The sequence below is a fragment of the Halorarius halobius genome (assembly GCF_024298865.1).
Lineage (GTDB): Archaea > Halobacteriota > Halobacteria > Halobacteriales > Haloarculaceae > Halorarius > Halorarius halobius.
In genome coordinates this window covers 1,442,344-1,464,862 of record NZ_CP101161.1, presented here as the reverse complement: position 1 = coordinate 1,464,862, position 22,519 = coordinate 1,442,344, and the positions used below count along the sequence as shown (strand labels likewise).

The following is a 22,519-nucleotide window of genomic DNA, read 5'->3' as shown; positions in this document are numbered from 1 at the left end:
CGTTTCTCGTGGCCGGACGGCTCAGGTGAGTCGCCAGCGCTCGTCGGAACGGGCATCGAGCGCGTCCGCGACGCCGGACGCGAGCGCGAACCCCTCGTCGGTCCGGTCGAGGGCGCCGGCCCGCGCGAGGTGGTCGAGGTGGGCCGTCGCCTCGCCCGGCCCGTGGAGGATGTGGACCTCCGAGAGGTCGCCGAACAGGTGGTCGCTGACCGTCCACGCGTCCGCGGGGCCGTGCTCCCGAAGGATGGACAGCACGCGAAAGGCCCGCTCCTCGTGGTGGTCGAGTATCTCGCGGGCCCGCCCCGCGGGGTCCTCGATGGGGTCGCGGTGGCCCGGGAACGCGAGCGCGTCGTCCCGCTGGGCGAGCCGTTCGAGCGTGTCGAGATAGCGCTCGAGCGGGCGGTCGACCCGGACGTCCGCGCCGCCGACGTTCGGCGTGTAGACGGGCAACAGCGCGTCGCCGGTCAGTATCTCGCCCCGCTCCTCGAACGCGAAGCAGACGAGCCCCGCGGCGTGGCCCGGCGCGTGAATCACGCGCATCCGCTCGCCATCGACGGTGAACTCGTCGCCGTCGGCGATGGGCTCGACGTCCGCGGGGTCGCCGAACAGCTCCGGGCCGTCCTCGAAGAACGTCATCAGTTCGCGCTGTTTGTCGGCGGGCATCCCCCACTCGTCGTACAACTCGCGGCGCCGTCGCTCTATCGCGTCCCACTCGGCGTCGTCGCCGGCGACCAGCGGCGCGTCCGCCTCGTGGACGTACACCGTCGCGTCGCTCGCCTGCTGGACGTAGCCCGCCAGCCCCGCGTGGTCGGGGTGGTAGTGGGTCACGAACAGCCGCTCGACGTCGGCGAACTCCAGCCCCTCGGCGGCGAGCGCCGACGCCAGGTCCTCCCGAACGGCGGCGGCGTCGATGCCGGTGTCGACGAGCGTCACCGGCCCGTCGGTGAACAGGTAGGCGTTGTTGCGCCCCTCGAACACCTGGTTACCCAGGACGATTCGCTCCATGCCGTGTCCGTCGTCCGGTCGCGATGAAAAGCCATTCGTCCCCGGCAACACTGGACGCGCCGGTGGTGTGTTCACCGCCATAGCGGCCGGAACGTACACAGACAGAAGTGTTAACTCGGTCAAGTCGGAATTGAGCCACATGACAACGGGCGGTTCCCGAGCGAGCGTGCCTGCCCCGCCGGGATTGCCGGCACCGGGAGCCGACGCTGTGGAGGTGGGTACTGATGGCCGAGAGTGACGACGCGCCGCCGTCGGAGGAGGCCGAGGGCACGGACGCCGACGGAGCCGAGAGCGTCGACTGTAGCTGCAAGGTCGACCGCATCGCCGGAAAGTACGGGCTGGAGGGCATCCACCGGGAACTCGAGGACCGCTGGGTGCGACCCGAGGACCCCGACAGCCTGCGGGAACTGGCGACGGAGTTCAACGAGCGGGTGTTGCGGAGCGCGATGCTGGAAGCGGGGATGAACCCCATCGACGGCGAGACGACGAACCTGTACCGGCTACTCACCGAGGAGTCGGTGTCGCGTAGCGACCGCATCCGGGCGGTCAACCGCCTCGAACGCGAGGGTGTCGACATCGAGGCGGTCGACGACGATTTCGTCTCCCACCAGACCATCTACCGGCACCTGCGGCAGTGTCTGCAGGCCGAGCGCGGGAGCGCGACCGAGCGGTCGGACATGCGCCACCGCATCGAGATGAGCGACGACCGCATCCAGTCGCTCCGCAACCGGACCTCCGCCGTCGCCGAGGACACCGTCGAGCGCCTCCGCGACAAGGGCGCGCTCGACGTCGACGAGTTCCACGTGTACGTCGGGGTCACGTTCACCTGCATGGACTGTGGCAGCACCTACGAGGCGAGCGACTTCCTCGAGAACCGCGGCTGTGACTGCAAGCAGTAGGGGGCAACTGTTTTCCTGCTGGTCCGCGGTGTAGGGGCATGGAGCTCGACGACACGACGGCGCTTGTGACCGGAGCAAGCTCCGGACTCGGACGTGCGACCGCGCTGGCGCTGGCCGACGCGGGTGCGGCGGTGGTGAACGCGGACCTCCAGCCGGAGCCCCGCGACGACGGCGCCCCGACGGTCGACCGCATCCGCGACGAGGGCGGGCAGGCGACGTTCGTCAACTGCGACGTGACGGACCTCGCGGACGTGAGGGCGGCCGTCGACGCGGCCGGCGAGTTCGGCGGGCTCGACTGCGTCGTCAACAACGCCGGGCTCGCGGAGTCGTACGCACTGACCGAGACCGACGCCGAGAACTGGACGCGCGTGGTCGAGACGGACCTCACCGGCGTCTACCACGGCTGTCTCGCCGGCGTCGAGGCGATGCTCGCGGACGGCGGCGGCGCCATCGTCAACGTCGGGAGCGTGTTCGGCGTCGTGGGCGGCCCGAATGCGTTCGCCTACAGCGCCGCGAAGGGCGGCGTCATCGCGTTGACCCGCTCTATCGCACGCGACTACGCCGACGACGACATCCGCGCGAACGCCGTCTCGCCGGGGTTCGTCGAGACCGCGCTGTTCCGCGAGGACACCCACGACGGCACCCGCTCGTTCGCGGAGACCAAGACGCCGATGAATCGCGTGGGTACCCCCGGTGAGGTGGCCGACGTCATCGCCTTCCTCGCCAGCGACGCGGCGAGTTTCGTCACCGGCCAGAACGTCGCCGTCGACGGCGGTTACACGACCGTCTGACCGTCGGTGACGTTGCTAACTGGAACTCGGTTCACAGTTCACAGAAATAATAAATTATTATTGATAGTTACACGCGTTACATGAATTGTGGTAACTGTTCGCATATCCGCGTGTTGTCGGTCGAATATGGCGACAGTTCTCGTATCGACGCCGGTCGAGCCGGCTATCGTTACATACAGTTGGAACGACACGCGATGACGCCTATATAACTGCCCATACGAAGTTCAAGTACCATATTTGCGTGAAACACGTTCGGTGTTCGGAGATATAGCGTACGGTCAAAGTGGTACGTCGGCTATTTCCGAACGAAACTTCGTGCCGTCAGTATTCCAACTAGTACTGTATCGAATCCCGGAGCCACCGGCTACGGAGTGGCGTAGCGACGCGAGGTGGACGGCGGCTCAGACCAGCTCCGGGAGGCCGCGCTTCTTCAGTTCGGCGGCGATCTGGTTCTTCTGTATCTCGTCGGTGCCGGCCGCGAGCCGCCGGCCACGGACCATCCGGTGGAGGTACTCCAGCGGGTGGCCCTGCTGATAGCCGTTGGCGCCGTGTATCTGGAGCGCCTCGCTGACGACGCGTTCGGCGCTCTCGGAGGCGTACAGCTTCGCCAGCGACGTGTGCAGTCGGTCGGGGACGCCATCCCGGTCGTCGGCATCGAGCGCCGCGCGGTACGTCAGCGTCCGGGCGGCTTCGAGCCGCGTGACCATGTCCGCGAGCTTCCACTCGATACCCTGGAAGTCGGCGATTGGCTGGTCGAACTGCTCGCGCTGTTGGGCGTAGGCGAGCGCCTTGTCGAGGGCGTTGCCCGCCAGGGCGTTCGCGAGCGTCGCGCTCCCGAGTCGCTCCCAGTTGAGCGCCTTCAACTGGTCGAGGAAGGCGTCGTCACCCCGGGTGAGCACGTTCGCCTCCGGTATCTCGACGTCCTCGAACCGGAGCTGACTCTGGGTGCCGCCGTGCATGTTCGTGTAATGTTGCTGGACGGAGACCCCGTCCCAGTCGAGGTCGACGACGACCGAGCCGAACCCGTCGTCGAACCGCACCCACACCACCAGCGCCGTCGCGTGGGGGACGTTGCTCACCCATATCTTCTCGCCGTTCAACACCAGGTCCTCGACGGTCGTCCGCATGCTCTTGATGTCCGAGCCCGCTTCCGGCTCCGAGATGGCGACGGCGACGAACCCCTCGCCCGACGTGACGGGCGGTAGATACCGCTGTTTCGCGGCCTCCGAGCCGAACATCTCGATAGCGCGGGGGCCGACGAGCTGTTGGTTGTAGAGGTACTCGGCCGTGTCCGGGCAGACCCGGCCCACCGCCTCGACCGCGAGCATCGCCGTCAGCTCCGACATCCCGCCGCCCCCGTACGCTTCGTCGATGTTGAGCCCGAGAAACCCCTCGTTTGCGAGCAGTTCGACGTTCGCCAGCGGCGGTTCCCCGCCCCATTCGAACGCGCGGTCGGCGAACTCGCGTGTAGCGATATCCTCGAGCGACGCAAGGACCATCTCCTGTTCGTCCGTCAGCGATAGCATCGGTCGGAGTTCGCACACCGCCTACTTAGTCGTCACCCGGGGTGACGGCTCACGGGGGAACGGATGGCCGCCGCGGCGATGCCAGACGGGATGCCGCGGGCGGTGGATACATCTCGGCGGCCCGACGGGACCGGGCGCCGAGACGGTCAGGGTCGTGCAATCGACGGAGCGGGCGCCGACCGACAGGACAGTAACAGGCCTACCATGGATTTCCTGGAGCCGACGCCGCTCCGGCGTGCGGGAGGTAGTGACAGGTGCTAATAAATACAGGGTACACCGGAACCCGACGGTGTCAGTCCGACGGCCCCGCAAGCGAGTAGAGCCGGTGGCGCGCATCCCGGACCGAGGGGCGTGAGGTGACGACGTCACGGTCCTCGAGGCGTCGGAGGGCGGTCCGGACCGTCCGCACCGACAGCCGCGTCTTGTCGGCGAGTTGCGTCTGCGTGAGTTCGCCCTCGTGGTCGAGCGTCGTGGCGACCAGTTTGGCGCTCGGCGGCAGGTCCGCCAGGTCGGCCGGGTCGAGCGACGTCACCGAGTACGAGGTGTCGCTCATCGGCCGGCCCTCCGTGGCCGACTGACCGGTCGCTTGACGAACGGGGCAACACGTCCAACTGCGTGGCGTGGCGAACGTCCTGGTGAGGCTGGCATCGTAGTTCTGCTCCGGTAGCCGGGTCCACGTGATACAGTCGCATAAACGTACTGCAGTCCGGCGCATCGAGCGGCACGACGGGGAGCGCGCAACTGCTGGCCCCGACTGCCGTGAGGGGTGATACACCGGGAGCGCGTCCCCACCATGGGATGTCAGCGACCACGCTTGGGGTGGTCGTCGCGGCCAGCAGTTGATTCCCGGCAGTTCAACCCCATGTGTCTATCACCTACAGTGTTTGGGTTCGGCCATCGCTTGCGACCAAACGCTTATGCGAGACAGCGACGACGGTTCCTCGCATGTCGCTTGCGACCCCCACGTTCGTCCACGGCTACCGACCGGGAACCGTCCACTTCGGCCGCGGGAGCATCGACGACGTGGCCACAGCACTGGACGACCACGGGTGCGACCGGGCGCTCGTCGTCACGGGCCGCAACGTCGGCGCGAACGACGCGGTGATGGGGCCGCTACTGGCCGGCGCTGACGACCGAATCGCCGGCGTGTTCGACGAGACGACGCCCGAAAAGCGGCTCGAGACCGTCTTCGACGGCATCGAGCGGGCCACCGCACTCGAGGCCGACGCCGTCATCGGTGTCGGCGGCGGCAGTAGCCTCGACGTGGCGACGGGTATCGCCGCGCTGGCGAACACGGACTACACGCTCGAGGAAGCGCGCCGCGAGGTCATCGCCGACGGGACGCTGTCGGTCGCGGCTCCCGACGACCTGCTTCCGATGGTGTCGGTGCCGACGACGCTCGCGGGCGCGGACCTCTCGGTCGCGGCGGGGCTCGTCGCCGCCAGCGACGACGGCCCCGTGGAGGTCATCATCTCCGACGAGTCGCTGATGCCGGAGGCGCTGGTGTACGACCCCGACCTGTTCGACGCTACGCCCGTCGACGTGCTGACGGGGTCGGCCATCAACGGGTTCGACAAGGGCGTCGAGGCGGTCTACTCCCGGTTTTCGAACCCCGTCGTCGATTCGACCGCCGTCCGTGGGCTCAGGTATCTCCGCTCGTCGCTCCCGAAACTGCGTGACGGCGTCGACCCGGCCGTGATGGAGCGGGCCGTCCTCGGGACGGTGCTCGTCCAGTACGGCGTGTCGGTACCCGACGCCTACAAGATAAACGTCGTCCACGCGTTCGGCCACGCGCTCCGCAACGAGTTCGGCATCCAGCAGGGCGTCGCCCACGCCGTCGTCGTTCCCCACGCCCTCCGGCTCATCTTCGCGGAGGGCGGCGGCCGCCCCGAGGTGCTGGCGGAGGGGCTGGTGACCGACCCCGACCCCGACGACCCCGCGGCGGCGGTCGTCGAGAGCGTCGAGACCGTCCGGGACGGGCTGGGGCTCCCCAGCCGGCTCCGCGACGTCGAGGGCACCAGCGAGGACGGCCTCCCGGCGGCCGCCCGGCGCGTCGCCGACGACGAGTTCCTCGAAATCGGGCCGCCGTCGTTCGACCCGTCGGTCGATGAGATAGAGGCGACGCTACGGGACGCCTGGTGAGCCGGCCGCTTTACCCCCGAGACCGTCCTCACTCGCACCGCAGGTAGTAGTAGTCGGTGAACTTCACGAACGTCCCCTCGGTCTCCGGCACCTGCTCGCAGGCGGCGGCGTCGTCGACGAGCGACGGAAGCCGCTCCTTCAGTGGCGTGGGAAGTTCGTCGTAGTGGCGCACCGTCGCGTCCGACGGCACCCCCTCGGCCGTCGCGCGGTAGACGTCGGTAACTGCTGTCTCCCGGGTCATGGTGCGTGATATCACGGAACGAGCACTAATACGCGTCGGTAGCGGAACGTCCACAGCGGGCGGAACGTGTTTACGTCGCGGGAGCGCATCGCCGTGTGTATGCCAGAGTACACCACACTCGAGGTGTCGTCACTGCCGGATGCGCCGAGCCCCACGGACGGCAAGAAGGAAATCGACGAGGCCGTCGGTGCGACCGCGTTCGGGCTGAACCTCTACACCGCCGCCCCCGGCCAGCAGGCGTCGATGGGCTACCACCACCACCCGGACCACGAGGAGTTGTTCTACGTCCTCGACGGCGAGTTGACGTTCGAGACGCCCGACGGCGAGTTCGCCGTCGGCGCCGGCGAGGTGTTCTTCGTCCCGCCGGGTGCCCCACAGAAGGGCCGCGCGACGAGCGACACGCCCGCGCGGTTCCTCGCGGTCGGCGCACCGAAGGCCGAGGACCACGCCACTATCGTCGAGCACTGTCCGGACTGCGGAACGGAGACGGAACGCGACCTCGCGATGGAGGACGGCGTGGCGGTGGTCAGCTGTGCCGACTGCGGCACCGTCACCGACCGGTTCACCGCGGGGCCGGACTGACGCCGCTTCCTCCATCGCCCGCCTTTAATAGCCGCCGGTCCTCAGGGCGGCCATGTCGTTCGACAGCGAGCGGTATCTCGGACCGTTCCACCGGACCCTCGGCATCGAGGTGGAGTCGGCCGCCGACGGCCGCGCCGTCGTCACCCTCGAACTGGACCAGCAGACGCACTCCTCGATGGAGGACCGACTGGTCGCACAGGGTGGCGTCGTGTTCACACTCGCGGACTTCGCGGGGGGGCTGGCGCTCGTCACGGAAGTCGAGTCGCACATCCCGACCGTCGACATGCGCATCGACTACCTGCGGCCGGCCACGAGCGACCTGCGGGCAGTCGGGGAGGTGCTCCGCGTCGGCTCCGACACGGGCGTCGCCGACGTGCTCGTCGAGAACAGCGACGGCGACGACGTCGCCAGCGCCCGCGCCGTGTTCAAGACCGGCGAGATGACGACCGGCTCCCCCTGGGAAGGGCGGTAGCTACCAGCGGGCCGCCTCGACCGGCTCGTACGGCTCCTCGAGCCACTCCACGTCGGAGTCCGAGAGGTCTATCTCCAGCGCCTCGACGGCGTCCTCGAGATGTTCGACGCTCGTCGTGCCGACGATGGGCGCGTCCACGAACTCCTTGTCGAGCAACCAGGCGAGCGATATCTGTGCCATCGTGACGTCCTTCTGGTCGGCCAGTTCCTCGACCCGCTCGTTTATTTCGCGGCCCCCGCCCACGTCGTAGGGGTTCCGTTGCATCCACGTGTCCGACTCCGGCCGGTCGCTCGCCTCGAACTCCTCGTGTGGCCGCGTCAGGTAGCCCCGTGCCAGCGGCGACCACGGGATGACGCCGATGTCCTCCTCCTCGCACATCGGCAGGAGGTCCCGCTCGCGCTCCCGGTACACGAGGTTGTAGTGGGGTTGCATGGTGACGAACCGTTCGAGGTCGTGGACGTCGCTCTCGCGGAGCATGCGGGCGAACTGGTGGGCCCACATCGAGGAGGCGCCGATGTATCGGGTCTTCCCCCGGCGGACGGCGTCGTCGAGTGCACGCATCGTCTCGCGGACGGGGGTGTCCTCGTCCCACCGGTGAATCTGGTGCAGGTCGAGCGTGTCCATCCCCAGTCGGTCGAGCGAGGCGTCGAGTTCCTGCTCGATGGTCTTCCGCGAGAGCCCACCCGAGTTGGGGTCGTCCTCGCGTATCTGGAAGTACACTTTCGAGGCGACGACGCTCTCCTCGCGACGCCCCTCCAGCGCGTCGCCGAGGATGCGCTCGCTTTCGCCCCACGAGTACATGTTCGCGGTGTCGAAGAAGTTGATGCCCAGGTCGATGGCCCGCTCGATTATCTCGTGGGACTCCTCTTCCTCGAGCACCCAGCCGCGCCAGTCTTTCGACCCGAAGCTCATGCAGCCGAGACAGATGCGGCTGACCGTGGTCCCCGTGGACCCGAGAGTGGTGTACTCCATACGCCCGTTGTATCGGGGCTTGCCCACATAAGTGTTAGCGAGCCACACGAATGCGTCGCCTGTCCGGCCCGCTCACTCCGCGAGTTCGTGGCGCTTGATTTTCCCGGAGACGGTGGTCGGGAACTCGTCGACGAACGCCACCTCCCGGGGATACTTGTAGGCGGCCGCCTGCTCGCGGACGTGGTCCTGGACCGCCTCCGCGAGGTCGTCGTCGCCCTCGACGTCGGGGTCGGGTTTGACGTACGCCTTCACGACACTGCCGCGCGTCTCGTCGTCGACGCCGACGACGACGGCGTCGGCGACGCCCTCGACCTCGCGGATGTACTCCTCGACCTCCAGCGGACTGACGCGGTAGCCGCTGGCGATGATGACCTCGTCGGCCCGACCCTCGTAGTAGATGTAGCCGTCGGCGTCCCGGGAGCCGGCGTCGCCGGTCTTCATCCAGTCGTCGACGAACAACTGCTCGGTGCGCTCGGGGTCGTCCCAGTATTCGAGGAGCATCGACGGGTCGGGCCGCCGGACGGCGATGTGACCTATCTCGCCGTCGGGCATCGGCTCGCCCGTCTCCTCGTCGATGATCTCGACGGTGTGGCCGGGGCAGGGTCTCCCCGAGGACTCGAGGTTGCGCTCGACGAGCCCGGCGTTGGTGGCGACGACGAAGTTGCACTCCGTCATCCCGTACACCTCCTCCAGCGTCGCGTCCCACTCGCGGTCGACGAACTCGTAGAGGTCGGGCGTCACCTTCTCGCCGCCGCTGGGTATCATCTCCAGGTCGAGGTCGTAGTTCTCGTGGTCGACCTCGCTCAGCATCCGCATCATCGTCGCCGTCAGCAGGGGGTTGGTGATGCCGTACCGCTCGAACAGTTCGTAGGTGCGCTCGGGGTCGAACTCGCCGGCGGCGCCGACGACCGGCTGGCCGTGGAACCACGCCCCCCAGACGACGGCGAACAGGCCGCCGACCCACGACCAGCCCGCGGGCGTGTAGTGAACCGCCCCCGCACCGGGGAAGTCGTTTATCATCTGCCAGCCGGGGATGTAGCCGAGGATGTTCCGGTGGGCGTGGTGGGCGCCCTTCGGTTTGCCCGTCGTCCCCGACGTGTAGATGATGTACGCCGAGTCCTCGGCGTCGGTCGCGACCGTCTCGTAGCGGTGGTCCGCATCCGGAACGACGTCGCCCCACGCCTCGCCGTCGACGTCGGGGGCGTCGAGCGTCACGACCGTCTCCAGCGCGTCCAGTTCACCGCGGAGCGCCGCGACCGTTTCGGCCCGCTGGGAGCCGACGACCGCCACCTCGGTCCCGGAGTGGTCGAGCCGGTAGCGGAGGCCGTCCTCGCCGTACATTGGCGACAGCGGCACCACCACCCCGCCACACTGGAGGATAGCGACGTTGGTTATCAGCGTCTCCGGCCGCTGGGGGAGGACGACCCCGACCCGGGTGCCCTGCTCGACGCCCAGCGACTCCAGCGCGTTCGACACCCGGTTGGCCGCCCGCTGTATCTGCCAGAACGTGTACGTCTCGCGGTTCCCGTCCTCGTCCTCGTAGAACAGCGCGACGCGGCGCTTGCCGTCGTCGGCCCGCGCCCACTGGCCACAGACCGCCTCGGCGGCGTTGAACGTCTCGGGAACGTCCCACTCGAACTCGGATACGGCCTCGTCGTAGCTGTCGTACTGGGAGAGGTCTATCTCCGGAACTCGCATACTCGGGTGGTGACGAGACTGGAGAATAAACGTTGCCCCATGCGTTTAAGCGCTCGCCGACGCACGCTACGGGCATGCCACGCGCCACCGTCCAGGACGGCGTCGACCTGTTCTACGAGGACCTCGGCGCCGGCCCGCCCGTCCTGCTCGTCCACGGTGGGTTCATGAGCCACCGGGTGTGGGAGCGGCAGGTCACGACGCTCGTGGACGCCGGCTACCGCGTCGTCACTCCGGACCTGCGGGGCCACGGCCGGTCCGACAAGCCCGCGAGCGACTACACCGCCGCGATGCACGCCGCCGACCTCGAGGGGGTGCGGGAGCGACTCGGCATCGACGCGTGGGCGGTCGTCGGCTGGTCGCTGGGCGCGACCGTCGCCGCGGAGTACGCCGACGCGACCCCCGAGCGGCTGACCCACCTCGCGCTCGTCTCGACGGGCATCTTCGAGGGGCTGGCCCCCGACGACGAGGACGACGACGGGGAGGGACTGAACGTCGAGGCGCTCGTCGAGGGGCAACGGAGCGACCGCCCAGCGGGGATGGCCGCCTACGTCGACCGGATGTTCGGCGGCGAGCCCGAGCCGTGGACGAAGCGGTGGCTCTGGTCCATCGGGATGGAGACGCCCCAGCGGGTCGCGGTGAAGACGCTGGACATCTACCGCGACCCCGACTACGACCGGCTGGCGGCGGCGCTGTCGGCACTCGACGTGCCGTGTGCGGCGTTCCACGGGAAACGGGACGGCGCGGCGACGCCGGAGGCCGCGGCGTACGTCGCCCGCGAGGTGTTCACCGACGGGCGGTTCGTCGCGTTCGAGGCGAGCGGGCATCTCCCCTTCCTCGCGGAGCCCGAGCGGTTCGACGACCACCTGCTTGCGCTTCTCGACGCCTAAATCAGTCGGCGGCCGGCCCGACCTCGGGGGCAATCCACGCCAGCGCGACGCCGGCGACGGCCACGACGACGCCGTAGCCGAACGCCGGCGTGAAGCTCCCCGTCCGTTCGATGAGCCAGCCCGCGATGATGGGTGCGGTGAACGAGCCGAACACGGACACCGAGGTGAGAAACGCCGTCGCGGTGCCGGCGACGTTCGGGTCCACCAGTTCCTGGACGTAGGTGTACAGCAGGCCGTGGCTCAACTGGATGAACAGCCCCGAGAGGACGACCAGCCCGAACAGCAGAAGCGGCGTCCCGACGACGCCGACCAGCGCCACCAGCGGCGCCGAACAGACGAACGAGAGCAGGACGACCGGCTTCCGGCGGGCGTCGAACAGCGTGTCCGCGACGGCGCCGCCGCCGCTTCGCGAGAGGATACCGACCGCCGGAAACAGCGCGACTGCGAGCCCGCTGTTCGCCAGCGAGAAGCCGAACTCCTGGGCGAGATACGTCGGCATCCACGAGTTCATGAACACGTACAGCGAGTAGGCCATGAACCCCATGACGGCGACGTGCCAGACGCGGACGTTGGTGAACACGCGCTTGAAGTCGAGCACCTCCGGCGCCGGGGCATCGTGCTCGGAGAGGTCGGTGCCGGCCGTCGACGCGAGAAACACCAGCAGGCCGACCACCGCGAGCCCGCAGTAGGCGACGAAGACGGCCGGCCAGCCGAAGCGGGCGGCGACCAGCGGGCCGGACACCTGCCCGATGACGAACCCCGCGGGTGCGCTGGCGGTGAACACGCCCAGCACCGTCGCCCGGAGGTCGGGGCCGAACGCGCGGCCGCTCAGGTTCGCCGACGCGTTCCACGCGAGGACGACGCCGACGCCGGCCAGCGCCCGCGACGCCAGAAGCGCGAGGAAGTCGCCCGTGGCCGCGGCCTGCCACCCCCACGCGCCGCCGACGAGAAACACCGCCGTGGCGACGGTGACGGCGACCCGGTTGTCGAACCGGTCGAGGCCGAACCCGGTCGGCGTGCTCGCCAGCGCCTGCATCCCGAACATGACGCTGACGACCCAACTTGCGGCCGTCGGGCCGAGCCCGAGGTCGGTCATGATGAGCGGGAGGACGCTCGCGGGCACGATGATGTACGCCATGCAGGCGGCCATCAGCACCCACAGGCCGGCGACGGTGCCCCACTGGCGCGGCTCCGTCGCCCGCGCGTCGACCAGTCGTCGGGCTCCCGAGCGGACGAACGCTAACACGCCACGGCGTTCGACTCCCCCCGACAAAGCCGTTCTGGTGCCGGCCCACTCGCCGCGGCCGGCATCGACGACGACACCGGACGCGACTGCGCGCTCACGGGGCGTCCCGGCGACGGACCAGCGTGTCGGCCGTCATCGAGAGGAGCCGCTCGCCGTCGTCGTCGACCGCCTCGAACCGGTAGGTGACGTACCCCCGGGCGTCGTGCCGTTCGGACGGCTCCTTCGACAGCACCTCCACCCGCGCCGAGATGGTGGTGCCCGGGCGGAGCGGCCGGTGAAACCGGAGGTCGTCGACGCCGCGACCCCCCATGTTGGCGACGTCCAGCAGGAAACCGTCGACGAGCAGGCGGTTCATCAGACAGACGGTGTGCCAGCCGCTGGCGACGAGACCGCCGAACACGCTCTCGGCGGCCGCCTCCTCGTCGACGTGGAACGGCTGGGGGTCGTACAGTTCCGCGAACGACAGTATCTCGTCTCGCGTGACGGTGCGTTCGCCGAACTCGTGGCTCTCGCCCACAGAGAGGTCCTCGAAGTGCCTCACGCTCATACGTCGACCGTGGCGCGAGGAACCTTAAATCCGCCCGAGGCGGCCGACCGGGGGCGACGACCCGAACGGCTTTGGCCGCCGGGCGTCTGGTACCCGCCGACGCCATGACTGCACGCAGAACCTTCGCGGAGTTCGAAGAGGACGAGTCGTACGTGACGGAGGGCCGGACGGTCACGGACTCGGACGTCCGGATGTTCGTCGGCGCCACGGGGTCGACCGACCCCATCCACGTCGACCGGGAGTACGCCGACGCACACCCGCTCGTCGACGACGTGGTGTTGCAGGGGACCCTGCTTCTGGGCATCGCCGACGGGTTCCTCGTCGACGCAGTCGCCAGCGACGCGGCGCTGGCGATGAACCTGGGCCACCGGAACGTCCGCTATCTGGCGCCCGTCTCGCCCGGCGACACCGTCCACGGCGAGGTGGCCGTGACCGGCCTCCGGGAGCGCAACGAGGAGTGGGGCGTCGTCGAGTGCCGCGTCGAGTTGGTCGACGCGGACGACGAAACCGTGGTCGTCGACGACCACGACCTGCTGGTGGCGACAGCGGCCAACCCCGCGGTGGACCGATGAACGGCGCCGGGAGCGTGCCGTTCCGTGACTATCGTTACCAATACTTATATAACGGGGAGCGACAAACGGGCAGACGATGAGCGAGGCGCTACTAGCGACGGACGGTCTTACCAAGCGGTTCGAAGGCGTGACCGCAGTCGACGGCGTGAGCGCAACGTTCGAAGAGGACGCGCTCCACGCGGTCATCGGGCCCAACGGGGCCGGAAAGACGACGTTCTTCAACCTCCTGACCGGGGCGCTCCGGCCGACCAGCGGCAGTATCCGCTTCAACGGCGAGGACATCACGGAGCTGTCGCCGGCCGAGATCGCACGGCGGCGACTGACCCGTTCGTACCAGGTGACGAACGTGTTCGACGAGCTCTCCGTGCTGGAGAACGTCAGGGTCGCCATCCAGGCCCGCCACAGCATGTACAACTTCTGGTCGAAGGCGTCGTCGATGCCGGACCTGGTCACGGAGGCGGAGGCGATACTGGAGCGGGTCGGCCTCAGCGACAAACGCGACGTGAACGGTGCGACGCTGAGCCACGGGGAGCGACGGACGCTCGAACTCGCCATCGCGCTCGGGACCGACCCGCAGATGCTGTTGCTCGACGAGCCGACCAGCGGAATGAGCTCCGAGGAGACGGCGGAGATGATATCGCTCATCGAGGAGCTATCCTCGGACGTGACGATCATCCTCGTCGAACACAAGATGAGCGTCGTGATGCAGGTGTCCGACCGCATCAAGGTGCTCCACCGCGGCCAGATAATCGCCGACGGCTCGCCCGAGGAGGTCCAGAACGACGAACAGGTCCGCCGGGTCTACCTCGAGGGCGGCCAGGAAGGGGGCGAGGACCAATGACGATGCTCGAAGTCGAGGACATCAACACGTACTACGACAAGAGCCACGTGCTGTACGACGTTTCGCTGGAGATTCCCGAGGACGGGCTGGTGACGCTCATCGGGCGAAACGGCGCCGGCAAGACGACGACGCTCCGCTCCATCATGGGCATCCAGCCGCCGCGGTCGGGCACCATCACGATGCACGGCGAGGACATCACCGACGCCTCCCCCCACGAGACGTCGCTGAGCGGCATCTCCATCATCCCGGAGGAGCGGCGCATCTTCGCGGACCTGACCGTTCGGGAGAACCTGCGACTCGGCCACCTCGGGCACGACCGCGAGGACATCGAGGGGGCGATGGACGACGTGTTCGACTACTTCCCCCGCCTCGAGGAGCGCCAGCAACAGCGCGCCGGGACGATGTCGGGCGGCGAACAGCAGATGCTCGCCATCGCCCGCGGTCTGCTGTCGGACCCCGACCTCCTGTTGGTCGACGAGCCGACGGAGGGGTTGATGCCGTCGCTCGTCGAGCGCCTGCGCGAGATTCTCGGCCGAATCAACGAGGACGGCGTCGCCATGCTCCTCGTCGAGCAGAACGCCGAACTCGCCTTGGACATCAGCGACTACGGCTACATCATCGACGAGGGGCGCATCCGGGAGTCGGGCCCCAGCGAGGAGTTGCGCGCCGACGAGGAGATCAAGGACCGCTATCTGGCGGTCTGAGTCGGCGGTCGCGGGCGGTTTTTACGGCAGTTCAGGACGGGAGATGTGGGATGACGTCGTCGCTTATCGTCTCCAGACACTCCCGGGTCGTCGCCGCGTCCATTCCCGGGTACTGCACCCGGAGGACGACGTGGTCGACGCCGATGTCGGCGTACTCTTCGAGGTCCTCGAGGACGGACTCGGGCGAGCCGATGAGGAACCGGTCCTCGGCGGCCTCGCGGAAGTCGTCGAAGTCGACGCCGTCGAGCCCCCAGCCGGCGTAGCTCTCGAACTTCGATTTCAGATACGGCCGGACGGTGTCGAACGCCTCGTCGCCGTCGGGCAGGACGAACGCCTCGCGGATGACCGGCGGCGTGAACGTCTCCGCCTCGCGGCCGGCCTCGGCGACGGCCTCGTCGTAGAGCGCGAACTGTCGCTCGAGTTCGGCCTTGTCCTGGAGGTTGCCGTACATCCAGGAGTTGGCGATGTTGGCCGCCCGCTTCGCCGCGGCGTCGACGTAGCCGCCGACCAGCACCGGCGGATGGGGCGACTGCACCGGCTTCGGGTTGACGGTCACGTTCGACACCGAGACGTAGTCGCCGTCGAACGTGACGTCGTCCTCGGTCCAGAGCCGGCGGATGAGCCGGACCCCGTCGATCAGCCGGCCGACCCGGTCGCTCTTGTCGATGCCGAACGCGTCGAACTCGGCGTCGCGGTAGCCCAGCCCACAGCCCAACTGGAACCGGCCGTCGCTCATCACGTCGATGGTCGCCGCCAGTTCCGCGACGTGGACCGGGTTGTGGAGCGGCAGGAGCCACACCCCTGCGCCGATGGTGACGTTCTCCGTCTCGTTGGCCAGCGCCGCCATCACGGGGATGTTCTGGAGATACTGGTCGTCCGGTGTGACGTGGTGTTCGCCGATCCACATCGAGTCGAACCCGCCCTCGTCGATGACGCCAGCGAGTTCCCGCACCGACGACCACACCTCCTTTGCCGGGACGGAGCCCTCGTACTGCGTCAGGTTGAACACGCCGAGTCGCATGGTCGAACGGTTCGACCGAGGGGGCCTTACCTCTTGTGCCGCACGGAACCGAAGTGTCAGCCCCGGACGTGGCGGTTCTGGCCGGGGAGCCGCGAGTGATGCGGGGTGTGCGTCACCGCTCGTTCGGCCTGTTGCCGCCGAACGAGCGGGGCGTCGCGTCCTCGCCGTCGAGGAACGCCTCCGCGCGGTCGCGGAACTCCTCGGAGGCCCACACCCGGGCGGTGATGTCGCGGGCCATCTCCTCGTGGAGCATGGCGAAGTTCGTCCACGTCTTCATCACGCTCTTCATCACGCCGTACGCCTGCGGGCTCGACCGGTCGAGGACCTGCTGGAGCAGTTCGACCGCCGACGCCTCGGCGTCGCCGTCGTCGACGACGCGGTTGATGAGCCCGTAGCGTTCCGCCTCGGTCGCGTCGATGAGTTCGCCGGTCAGCAGTATCTCCTTGGCCCGCTTCTCGCCGACGATGAGCGGGAGCATCTGGAGCGCACCGCCCGCGGCGGTCGAGCCGACCAGCACCTCCGGCTGGCCGAATCGGGCGCTCTCGCCGGCGACGATGAGGTCGCAGGCGTTGACCAGTTCGTTGCCGCCGGCGACGCAGTTCCCCTCGACCGCGGCAACGGCTGGCTTGCTCGTCTCCCTGAGCAGGTCCATCGTCTCGAAGTAGCCCGTCAGAAATCGGGTGCCGTCCTCGTAGTCGTGCTCCTTCAGTTCGGTGAGGTCCGCGCCGGCACAGAACACGTCGCCGGTCGTCCCCAGCAGGATGGCGTCCACCGCCGAGTCACGGTCGGCCGCCTCGATGGCCGCGTACAACTCGAGGACGGTCCGCTCGTCGAGGACGTTGTTCCGGTCGACGTTGTCGAGGTCGATGGCGCGGATGCGGTCGTCGTCCGGGTGGTCCCGGACCGCGAGCCGCTCGTAGCTGTCGGACATACGTTCGATAGCTTCCCGGCGGGGCACAAATAGATAGCTGGCCGCGGAACCGAAACGGACGCGTTGCACCCGAGAGCCTATAATGATAGGGAATAACTAGCATGATAGCGATAGAGATGAAGGCAATCCGCATGCACGACTTCGGGGGTCCGGAGTCACTACGGTACGAGGAAGTGGCAACGCCGACGCCCGAGGCTGACGAAGTACTGATCGACGTGGAGGCGTGTGGCGTCAACCGGATGGACAGCGAACTCGTGAAGGGGGAGTACGGCAACCTCGACATCGCGGAGTTCTGGTTCGGCGACGTCGACCTGTTTCCACACATTCCGGGCATCGAACCGGCCGGCGTCGTCAGCGAGGTCGGCGAGGACGTCACCCGCTTCGAGGCGGGCGACCGCGTCGTCGCCCACTCGCAGTTCACCTGCGGGGAGTGCAAATGGTGTACGCGGGGGCTGGACAACGCCTGTCCGGAGATAGCGGTGCTGGGCGTCCAGACGCCGGGGCTCGGCGGCTACGCCGAGCAGATAGCCCTGCCCGAAGAGAACGTGCTGGCGTTGCCCGACGGCATCACGACCGAGCAGGCCGCGAGCACCTGCGTCCAGTTCGGCACGGCGTGGTACATGATGCGGCGCGTCGGGCTCAAGCCGGGCGACACCCTGCTCGTCACGGGCGCGTCGGGCGGCGTCGGCCACGCGCTCACCCAGATAGGGTCGCTGACGGGCGCGACCGTCATCGGCACGACGACCAGCGAGTCCAAACAGGCGTTCATCGCCGACCACGGCGCCGACCACGTCGTCCACGCGCCGCACAACGAGTTCGCCGAGGAGGTCCACGAACTGACCGACGGCGCCGGCGTCGACGTGGTGGGCGAGGCCGTCGGCGGCGCGACCTGGAGCGAGAGCATCGAGTCGCTGGGGATGCGCGGCCAGCTCATCCTCTGTGGCGCCCACTCCAGTCTGGAGGCGGGCGTCAACCTCGGCAACCTGTTCGGCAAGCAGATAGAACTGGTCGGCACGACCCGCGCGCCGCGGTACGCGATGGAGGAGACCATCCGTCTCATCGCCGAGGGCGCGTTCGAGCCGGACATCACCGAACGGTACGCGCTCGAGGACGCGGGCGAGGCGCTCCAGCGCATGGAAGACGCCGACCACGTCGGGAAGATGGTGCTGACGACGTAGCCGACGGTGGAACTATGGTCCCCCGCACGGGAGGTGGGGTATGCCGGAGGCAGACAGCGACATCGAGTTCGGCGTGACCCTGTGGAACGTCGGCGACGGCGACCACGTGAACGTCGAGGCGTTCGAACGCATCGCGGACGCGACCGAGGCGGTGGGATTCGACTACCTCTGGGCCGGCGAGCATCCGGTGCTTCCGGCCGACATCCCCGACACCTACCCGTTCTCGCCGGACGGGTCGGCGCCGCTCGACAGTTCGATGCGGACGTACGACGTGTTCGAGACGCTGTCGTACATCGCGGGCCGCACCGACGACCTGCGGCTCGGCACGAACGTCTGTGTCGTCCCGTATCGCCACCCGGTCATCACCGCCAAGAGCGTCCTCACGCTCAACGAGTTGCTCGACGGCGCGTTCGACTTCGGCGTCGCCGTCGGCTGGCTCACCACCGAGTTCGAGGTGCTCGACGTTCCCTTCGAGGAGCGGGGCGCCCGCCTCGACGAGTTCTTCGAACTGTTCGAGCGCATCTGCGCGGAGGGGGAACTCGCCTTCGACGGCGAGTTCCACTCCTTCCAGGAGACCGGCTTCCACCCGGTGCCCGACGACGGCGAGATGCCACCCGTCTACATCGGCGGGAAGTCGGGCGCCTCTATCCGCCGCATCGCCGAGTACGGCGACGGCTGGACGAGCTTCTGGGAGACGCCCGAGGACGTCCGCGAGATGCACGAGCGGATGGGGCGGGCGTGGGACGACTTCGACCGCGAGGGCGAGCCGAAGGCGGCGGTGTCCCGGCCGGTCCACGTCGGCACCGACACCGACCGCGATACGGACCGGCCGCTGATCGGCTCCGCCGAGGAGGTCATCGAGGACATCGAGGCGTACGCCGACGCCGGCACGACCCACCTGCATATCACGACCTACGACATCAGCGTCGAGGCACAACTCGAACAGATACGGCGGTTCGGCGACGAGGTCATCCCTGCGTTCTGAGGCGGGGGAAGCTATTTGCTTGGCGAGGGTGAGAGGGGAGTCATGAACGAGCGATTCAGCGTCGAGGACAGCGTCGTCCTCGTCACCGGCGGGAACCGAGGCATCGGCCGAACCATCGCACGGGAGTTCGCGGCGGCGGGCGCACGCGGCGTCACCGTCACCAGCCGGAGCGAGGAGGAACTCGAGGAGACGGTCGAACTCATCGAAGAGGCGGGAAGCGAGGGGCTGGCGATGGCCGGCGACGTCCGCGACGCCGACCGACTCGCCGAAATCCGTGACGCCACCGTCGACGAGTGGGGGCGGCTGGACGTGATGATAAACAACGCGGCGGGAAGCTTCGGCGCGGACCCCCTGGAGCTGAGCAAGAACGGGTTCGGCACGCTCACCGACATCAACCTCGACTCCGTGTTCGAGGGCTGTCGGCTCGCCGCCGAACATTTCGTCGAACGGGGCGGCGGCACCATCATCAACGTCTCCAGCATGGCGGTGAAGGGCTACCCGCTGGCGGTCCACTACGCCGCCTCGAAGGCGGGCGTCGAGACGCTGACCAAGAGCCTGGCGATGGCGTGGGAAGACGACGACATCCGCGTCAACTGCATCCGACCCGGCTGGGTGAACACGCCCGGCATCCGCCAGCAGTACGGCGTCGACGCCGGCGACGCCTCCGACCGGTCGGACACCGCACGGCCGGTCGGCCAGCCCGAAGAAATCGCGGACCTCGCGCTGTTTCTCGCCAGCGAGGCCTCGTCGTTCATCAACGGCGAGGTCATCACCGCACAGGGGACCCCACAGGGGAGCCTGCGCGAACTGGAGAACGTCTGAGCCCGGCTACTCGTCGTCGCGGCCGATAGCGTCCTCGCCGAACTCCTTGCGGACGTTCGTGGTGACGGGGTGAGGGAACTCCGCCAGCAGGACGAACATTCCGCCGAAATGCTTCGGGTGGTAGAACAGCTCCGAGAAGTCGCCCCAGTCGATGCGGCCGACCGGTTCGACCCCCTTCGAGTCGAGATGCTGTTCCGCTTCGTCGAGGTCCGCGACCCGGAACGCGACGCCGTACAGCCCGGGGCCGTTCTCCTCGAGGAACCGTGCGACCTCGTTGTCGCCGTCGCCCGGCCCCGCGAGGTCGAGTTGCCCGTCGGGGCTGATGCGGCTCACGAGGTTGTTCGTGCCGGCGACCGTCTCCGTCGACGCCGCGAAAAAGTCATCGAAGGAGATGCCGAGCAGTTCGTTCAGTCGGTTCGCCGTCTCGTCTACGTCGGGAGTGGCTAGCACCACCCGGTCCACGCCTAGGACCTGCATACCCGCCAGTCGCCGCAGGCGTAGATAAATCTAGGGAGGCGTCAGCCCCCGCCGCGGAGCCGGTCGATGACCGACCGGGCGTCGAACCCGCCCTCGCGGTCCTCGACGTAGTTCTCGTACATCCCGTAGACGCCCTCCGGTGCGAACATGACGATGAGAACGAAGATGGTCCCGAAGATGATGGGCCAGTTCTGCGTCACCTTCGTCAGGTTGACCGAGAGCACGCCGAAGATGATGGCGCCCACGATGGGGCCGTTGAGCGTGCCGATGCCGCCGAGGATGGCGATGAGCACCACCTCGCCGGACATCGTCCAGAACAGCAGGCCGGGGCCGACGAACGCGAACAGCACCGCGTGCAGTGCGCCGGCCAGTCCCGCGAGCGCGCCCGACAGCGTGAACGCCAACAGCAGGAGGCCGTTGACGTTGTAGCCGAGGTGGCGGGCGCGTTCCTCGCTCTCGCGGACGGCCATCAGCGCCCGCCCGAACGGCGACTGGATGACCCGCCGGACGGCGAGCCAGGTCAGCGCCAGGAGCACGAGCCCGAACACGTAGAAGTCGAGGCCCGCGGACAGCGGGTCGATGCCCGCGATGGGCGCGCTGTACATCGGGATGGACTTGCCGTTCTGGCCGCCTGTCAGCTCGTTCCACTGGAACACGACGTAGTAGACCATCTGGGCCAGCGCCAGCGTGATCATCGCGAAGTAGATGCCACGCCGCCGCAGGCTGATGAACCCGAACACCAGCGCCACCAGCGTCGTGAACACGACGGAGACGACCATCGCCACGTACAGGTTCGCCATCACCAGTTCCGCCGCGATGACGGTGCCGTACGCGCCGAGCCCGAAGAAGGCGGCGTGGCCGAAGGATAGCTCGCCGCCGTAGCCGAGCAGGAGGTTGTAGCCGATGGCGAACACCGCCAGCACGAGCACAGTGTTGGCCGTCGAGGTGCCGAACACGAACGGCAACAGGATGGCCGCCACCACGACGACGGCGAGTTTCGCTACTCCGGAGACCCCGCCGAGTGCGAGCCGGTCGCGGATTTCGTCGACGGACGCCATCTATTCAGCCACCTCCCGGCCGAACAGGCCCCGGGGCCGGACGAGCAGCAGCAGGGCCATGAACACGAAGATGATGACGTTCGACATCGGCGAGTAGACGACGCCCGTCAGCACCATCAGTTCGCCGATGAGCAGGCCCGCGAGGATGCTCCCCCGAAGGCTACCGAGGCCGCCGACCACCACCACCACGAACGCCGGGATGATGAGGTCGATGCCGAGCGTCGGGTACGCGCTCCGGAGCGGGCCGATGAGCGCGCCCGCGACGCCAGCGATGGCGCTCCCGATGGCGAACACGACGAGGAACGTCTGCTTGACGTCGATGCCGAGCGCGTTCACCATCTCGCGGTCCGCGGTCGCGCCGCGGATGATGAGTCCCGTGTCCGTCCGCGTCAGGAACAGGTAGACCGCGACGACGATGACCGCCGCGACGACGATGACGAACAGGCGATACATCGGGTAGTTGAATACCGCGAAGTCGAGCGTCTGGTCGGCCCACGACGGCGTCGGGAACGAGGTCCCGGTCCGGCCCCAGATTATCATCACCACCTCGCGGATGATTTCGGCGAGCCCGAACGTGAGCAGCAACTGCAACAGGATGTCGCGCTCGTAGATGGGCCGGAGCGTGAACCGCTCGACGAGCGCGCCGAGCACCGCGACGACGAGGGGTGCGACCAGAAGTGCCGCGAGGAAGCTCCCGCTCACCGTAAACACCGTCAACGCCGTGTACGTGCCGACGAGCAGGAACTCGCCGTGCGCGAAGTTCACGACGCCCATCAGTCCGAAGATGATGGACAGCCCGAACGCGATCAACACCAGTATCATCCCCAGCGCGATACCGTTGAGCACCTGCGTGATGAGGTAGTCGGCACTGTACTGGAGGGGCAACCAACCGATCGTCGAGAGCGCTGTCATGGGTGGGCGT

25 protein-coding genes are annotated in these 22,519 nt (G+C 68.1%); 12 read left to right on the top strand and 13 right to left on the bottom strand.

Annotated features, from left to right (window positions below; all coding sequences use genetic code 11):
- Window positions 1–21 precede the first annotated feature (21 nt).
- Complete coding sequence (locus NL112_RS07760) at window positions 22–1,005, bottom strand: MBL fold metallo-hydrolase (protein WP_255152087.1); 984 nt, start codon at window positions 1,003–1,005, stop codon at window positions 22–24.
- Between the two features lie 224 nt (window positions 1,006–1,229).
- Here NL112_RS07760 and rdfA point away from each other — a divergent pair, with 224 nt between their 5' ends.
- Complete coding sequence (rdfA, locus tag NL112_RS07755; RefSeq protein WP_255152086.1) at window positions 1,230–1,904, top strand: rod-determining factor RdfA; 675 nt, start codon at window positions 1,230–1,232, stop codon at window positions 1,902–1,904.
- Between the two features lie 38 nt (window positions 1,905–1,942).
- Entirely contained in the window at window positions 1,943–2,695 is a 753-nt protein-coding gene (locus tag NL112_RS07750) for an SDR family NAD(P)-dependent oxidoreductase (protein ID WP_255152084.1), read from the top strand.
- Window positions 2,696–3,096: 401 nt separating this feature from the next.
- Here NL112_RS07750 and NL112_RS07745 read toward each other — a convergent pair whose 3' ends face one another.
- Both NL112_RS07745 and NL112_RS07740 read right to left on the bottom strand, forming a co-directional pair.
- Window positions 3,097–4,221, bottom strand: coding sequence for an acyl-CoA dehydrogenase family protein (locus NL112_RS07745; protein ID WP_255152082.1), 1,125 nt, complete (start codon window positions 4,219–4,221; stop codon window positions 3,097–3,099).
- A 292-nt stretch (window positions 4,222–4,513) separates the two neighbouring features.
- A complete protein-coding gene (locus NL112_RS07740; protein ID WP_255152080.1) occupies window positions 4,514–4,774 on the bottom strand; it encodes a helix-turn-helix domain-containing protein in 261 nt (86 codons plus the stop codon).
- A 392-nt stretch (window positions 4,775–5,166) separates the two neighbouring features.
- On the opposite strand from NL112_RS07740, the gene NL112_RS07735 reads away from it, so the two are divergent.
- The gene (locus tag NL112_RS07735; protein ID WP_255152079.1) at window positions 5,167–6,363 is read left to right on the top strand and encodes an iron-containing alcohol dehydrogenase family protein; all 1,197 of its coding nucleotides are present in this window, start codon (window positions 5,167–5,169) and stop codon (window positions 6,361–6,363) included.
- A gap of 28 nt (window positions 6,364–6,391) precedes the next feature.
- On the opposite strand, the gene NL112_RS07730 is transcribed toward NL112_RS07735, so the two are convergent.
- The gene (locus tag NL112_RS07730) at window positions 6,392–6,604 is read right to left on the bottom strand and encodes a hypothetical protein (protein WP_255152077.1); all 213 of its coding nucleotides are present in this window, start codon (window positions 6,602–6,604) and stop codon (window positions 6,392–6,394) included.
- Window positions 6,605–6,703: 99 nt separating this feature from the next.
- On the opposite strand from NL112_RS07730, the gene NL112_RS07725 reads away from it, so the two are divergent.
- Window positions 6,704–7,186 (top strand): cupin domain-containing protein, encoded by a 483-nt coding sequence (locus NL112_RS07725; protein WP_255152076.1) that lies wholly within the window; start codon window positions 6,704–6,706, stop codon window positions 7,184–7,186.
- Between the two features lie 52 nt (window positions 7,187–7,238).
- Window positions 7,239–7,658 carry a PaaI family thioesterase gene (locus NL112_RS07720; RefSeq protein WP_255152075.1) on the top strand — a complete coding sequence of 140 codons (420 nt, stop codon included), beginning with the start codon at window positions 7,239–7,241 and terminating at the stop codon, window positions 7,656–7,658.
- On the opposite strand, the gene NL112_RS07715 is transcribed toward NL112_RS07720, so the two are convergent.
- Window positions 7,659–8,630, bottom strand: coding sequence for an aldo/keto reductase (locus tag NL112_RS07715; protein WP_255152074.1), 972 nt, complete (start codon window positions 8,628–8,630; stop codon window positions 7,659–7,661).
- 72 nt (window positions 8,631–8,702) lie between these two features.
- A complete protein-coding gene (locus NL112_RS07710) occupies window positions 8,703–10,328 on the bottom strand; it encodes an acetate--CoA ligase (RefSeq protein WP_255152073.1) in 1,626 nt (541 codons plus the stop codon).
- A 74-nt stretch (window positions 10,329–10,402) separates the two neighbouring features.
- Between NL112_RS07710 and NL112_RS07705 the strand changes: the two genes are divergently transcribed.
- Window positions 10,403–11,215, top strand: coding sequence for an alpha/beta fold hydrolase (locus NL112_RS07705; RefSeq protein WP_255152072.1), 813 nt, complete (start codon window positions 10,403–10,405; stop codon window positions 11,213–11,215).
- A 1-nt stretch (window position 11,216) separates the two neighbouring features.
- On the opposite strand, the gene NL112_RS07700 is transcribed toward NL112_RS07705, so the two are convergent.
- On the bottom strand, window positions 11,217–12,461 hold the full coding sequence (locus NL112_RS07700; protein ID WP_255152071.1) for an MFS transporter: 1,245 nt from the start codon (window positions 12,459–12,461) through the stop codon (window positions 11,217–11,219).
- Window positions 12,462–12,555: 94 nt separating this feature from the next.
- A complete protein-coding gene (locus NL112_RS07695; RefSeq protein WP_255152070.1) occupies window positions 12,556–13,008 on the bottom strand; it encodes a MaoC family dehydratase in 453 nt (150 codons plus the stop codon).
- Window positions 13,009–13,112: 104 nt separating this feature from the next.
- Between NL112_RS07695 and NL112_RS07690 the strand changes: the two genes are divergently transcribed.
- The 3 genes from NL112_RS07690 to NL112_RS07680 all read left to right on the top strand — a co-directional run bounded on the left by NL112_RS07690 (window position 13,113) and on the right by NL112_RS07680 (window position 15,125).
- On the top strand, window positions 13,113–13,580 hold the full coding sequence (locus NL112_RS07690) for a MaoC family dehydratase (RefSeq protein WP_255152069.1): 468 nt from the start codon (window positions 13,113–13,115) through the stop codon (window positions 13,578–13,580).
- Between the two features lie 76 nt (window positions 13,581–13,656).
- Window positions 13,657–14,421: an ABC transporter ATP-binding protein gene (locus NL112_RS07685; protein WP_255152068.1), complete on the top strand. Its 765-nt coding sequence runs from the start codon at window positions 13,657–13,659 to the stop codon at window positions 14,419–14,421.
- On the top strand, window positions 14,418–15,125 hold the full coding sequence (locus NL112_RS07680; protein ID WP_255152067.1) for an ABC transporter ATP-binding protein: 708 nt from the start codon (window positions 14,418–14,420) through the stop codon (window positions 15,123–15,125). Before NL112_RS07685 ends, NL112_RS07680 begins: the two co-directional genes overlap by 4 nt.
- 31 nt (window positions 15,126–15,156) lie before the next feature.
- Here the strand turns inward: NL112_RS07680 and NL112_RS07675 are convergent, their stop codons facing one another.
- Entirely contained in the window at window positions 15,157–16,146 is a 990-nt protein-coding gene (locus tag NL112_RS07675; RefSeq protein WP_255152066.1) for an LLM class flavin-dependent oxidoreductase, read from the bottom strand.
- A gap of 112 nt (window positions 16,147–16,258) precedes the next feature.
- The gene (locus NL112_RS07670; protein ID WP_255152065.1) at window positions 16,259–17,077 is read right to left on the bottom strand and encodes an enoyl-CoA hydratase/isomerase family protein; all 819 of its coding nucleotides are present in this window, start codon (window positions 17,075–17,077) and stop codon (window positions 16,259–16,261) included.
- Between the two features lie 131 nt (window positions 17,078–17,208).
- Here NL112_RS07670 and NL112_RS07665 point away from each other — a divergent pair, with 131 nt between their 5' ends.
- From NL112_RS07665 to NL112_RS07655, 3 genes are read left to right on the top strand one after another with little or no spacing between them, the layout of a single operon-like run.
- A complete protein-coding gene (locus NL112_RS07665) occupies window positions 17,209–18,255 on the top strand; it encodes a quinone oxidoreductase family protein (RefSeq protein WP_255152064.1) in 1,047 nt (348 codons plus the stop codon).
- 40 nt (window positions 18,256–18,295) lie between these two features.
- Entirely contained in the window at window positions 18,296–19,240 is a 945-nt protein-coding gene (locus NL112_RS07660) for a TIGR03619 family F420-dependent LLM class oxidoreductase (RefSeq protein ID WP_255152063.1), read from the top strand.
- A gap of 42 nt (window positions 19,241–19,282) precedes the next feature.
- The gene (locus NL112_RS07655; RefSeq protein ID WP_255152062.1) at window positions 19,283–20,062 is read left to right on the top strand and encodes an SDR family NAD(P)-dependent oxidoreductase; all 780 of its coding nucleotides are present in this window, start codon (window positions 19,283–19,285) and stop codon (window positions 20,060–20,062) included.
- 6 nt (window positions 20,063–20,068) lie between these two features.
- Here NL112_RS07655 and NL112_RS07650 read toward each other — a convergent pair whose 3' ends face one another.
- Genes NL112_RS07650 through NL112_RS07640 form a run of 3 tightly spaced genes read right to left on the bottom strand, consistent with a single transcriptional unit; the run spans window position 20,069 to window position 22,509 of the window.
- The gene (locus tag NL112_RS07650; protein ID WP_255152061.1) at window positions 20,069–20,539 is read right to left on the bottom strand and encodes a VOC family protein; all 471 of its coding nucleotides are present in this window, start codon (window positions 20,537–20,539) and stop codon (window positions 20,069–20,071) included.
- Window positions 20,540–20,580: 41 nt separating this feature from the next.
- A complete protein-coding gene (locus NL112_RS07645) occupies window positions 20,581–21,597 on the bottom strand; it encodes a branched-chain amino acid ABC transporter permease (RefSeq protein ID WP_255152060.1) in 1,017 nt (338 codons plus the stop codon).
- Complete coding sequence (locus NL112_RS07640) at window positions 21,598–22,509, bottom strand: branched-chain amino acid ABC transporter permease (protein ID WP_255152059.1); 912 nt, start codon at window positions 22,507–22,509, stop codon at window positions 21,598–21,600.
- Window positions 22,510–22,519 lie beyond the last annotated feature (10 nt).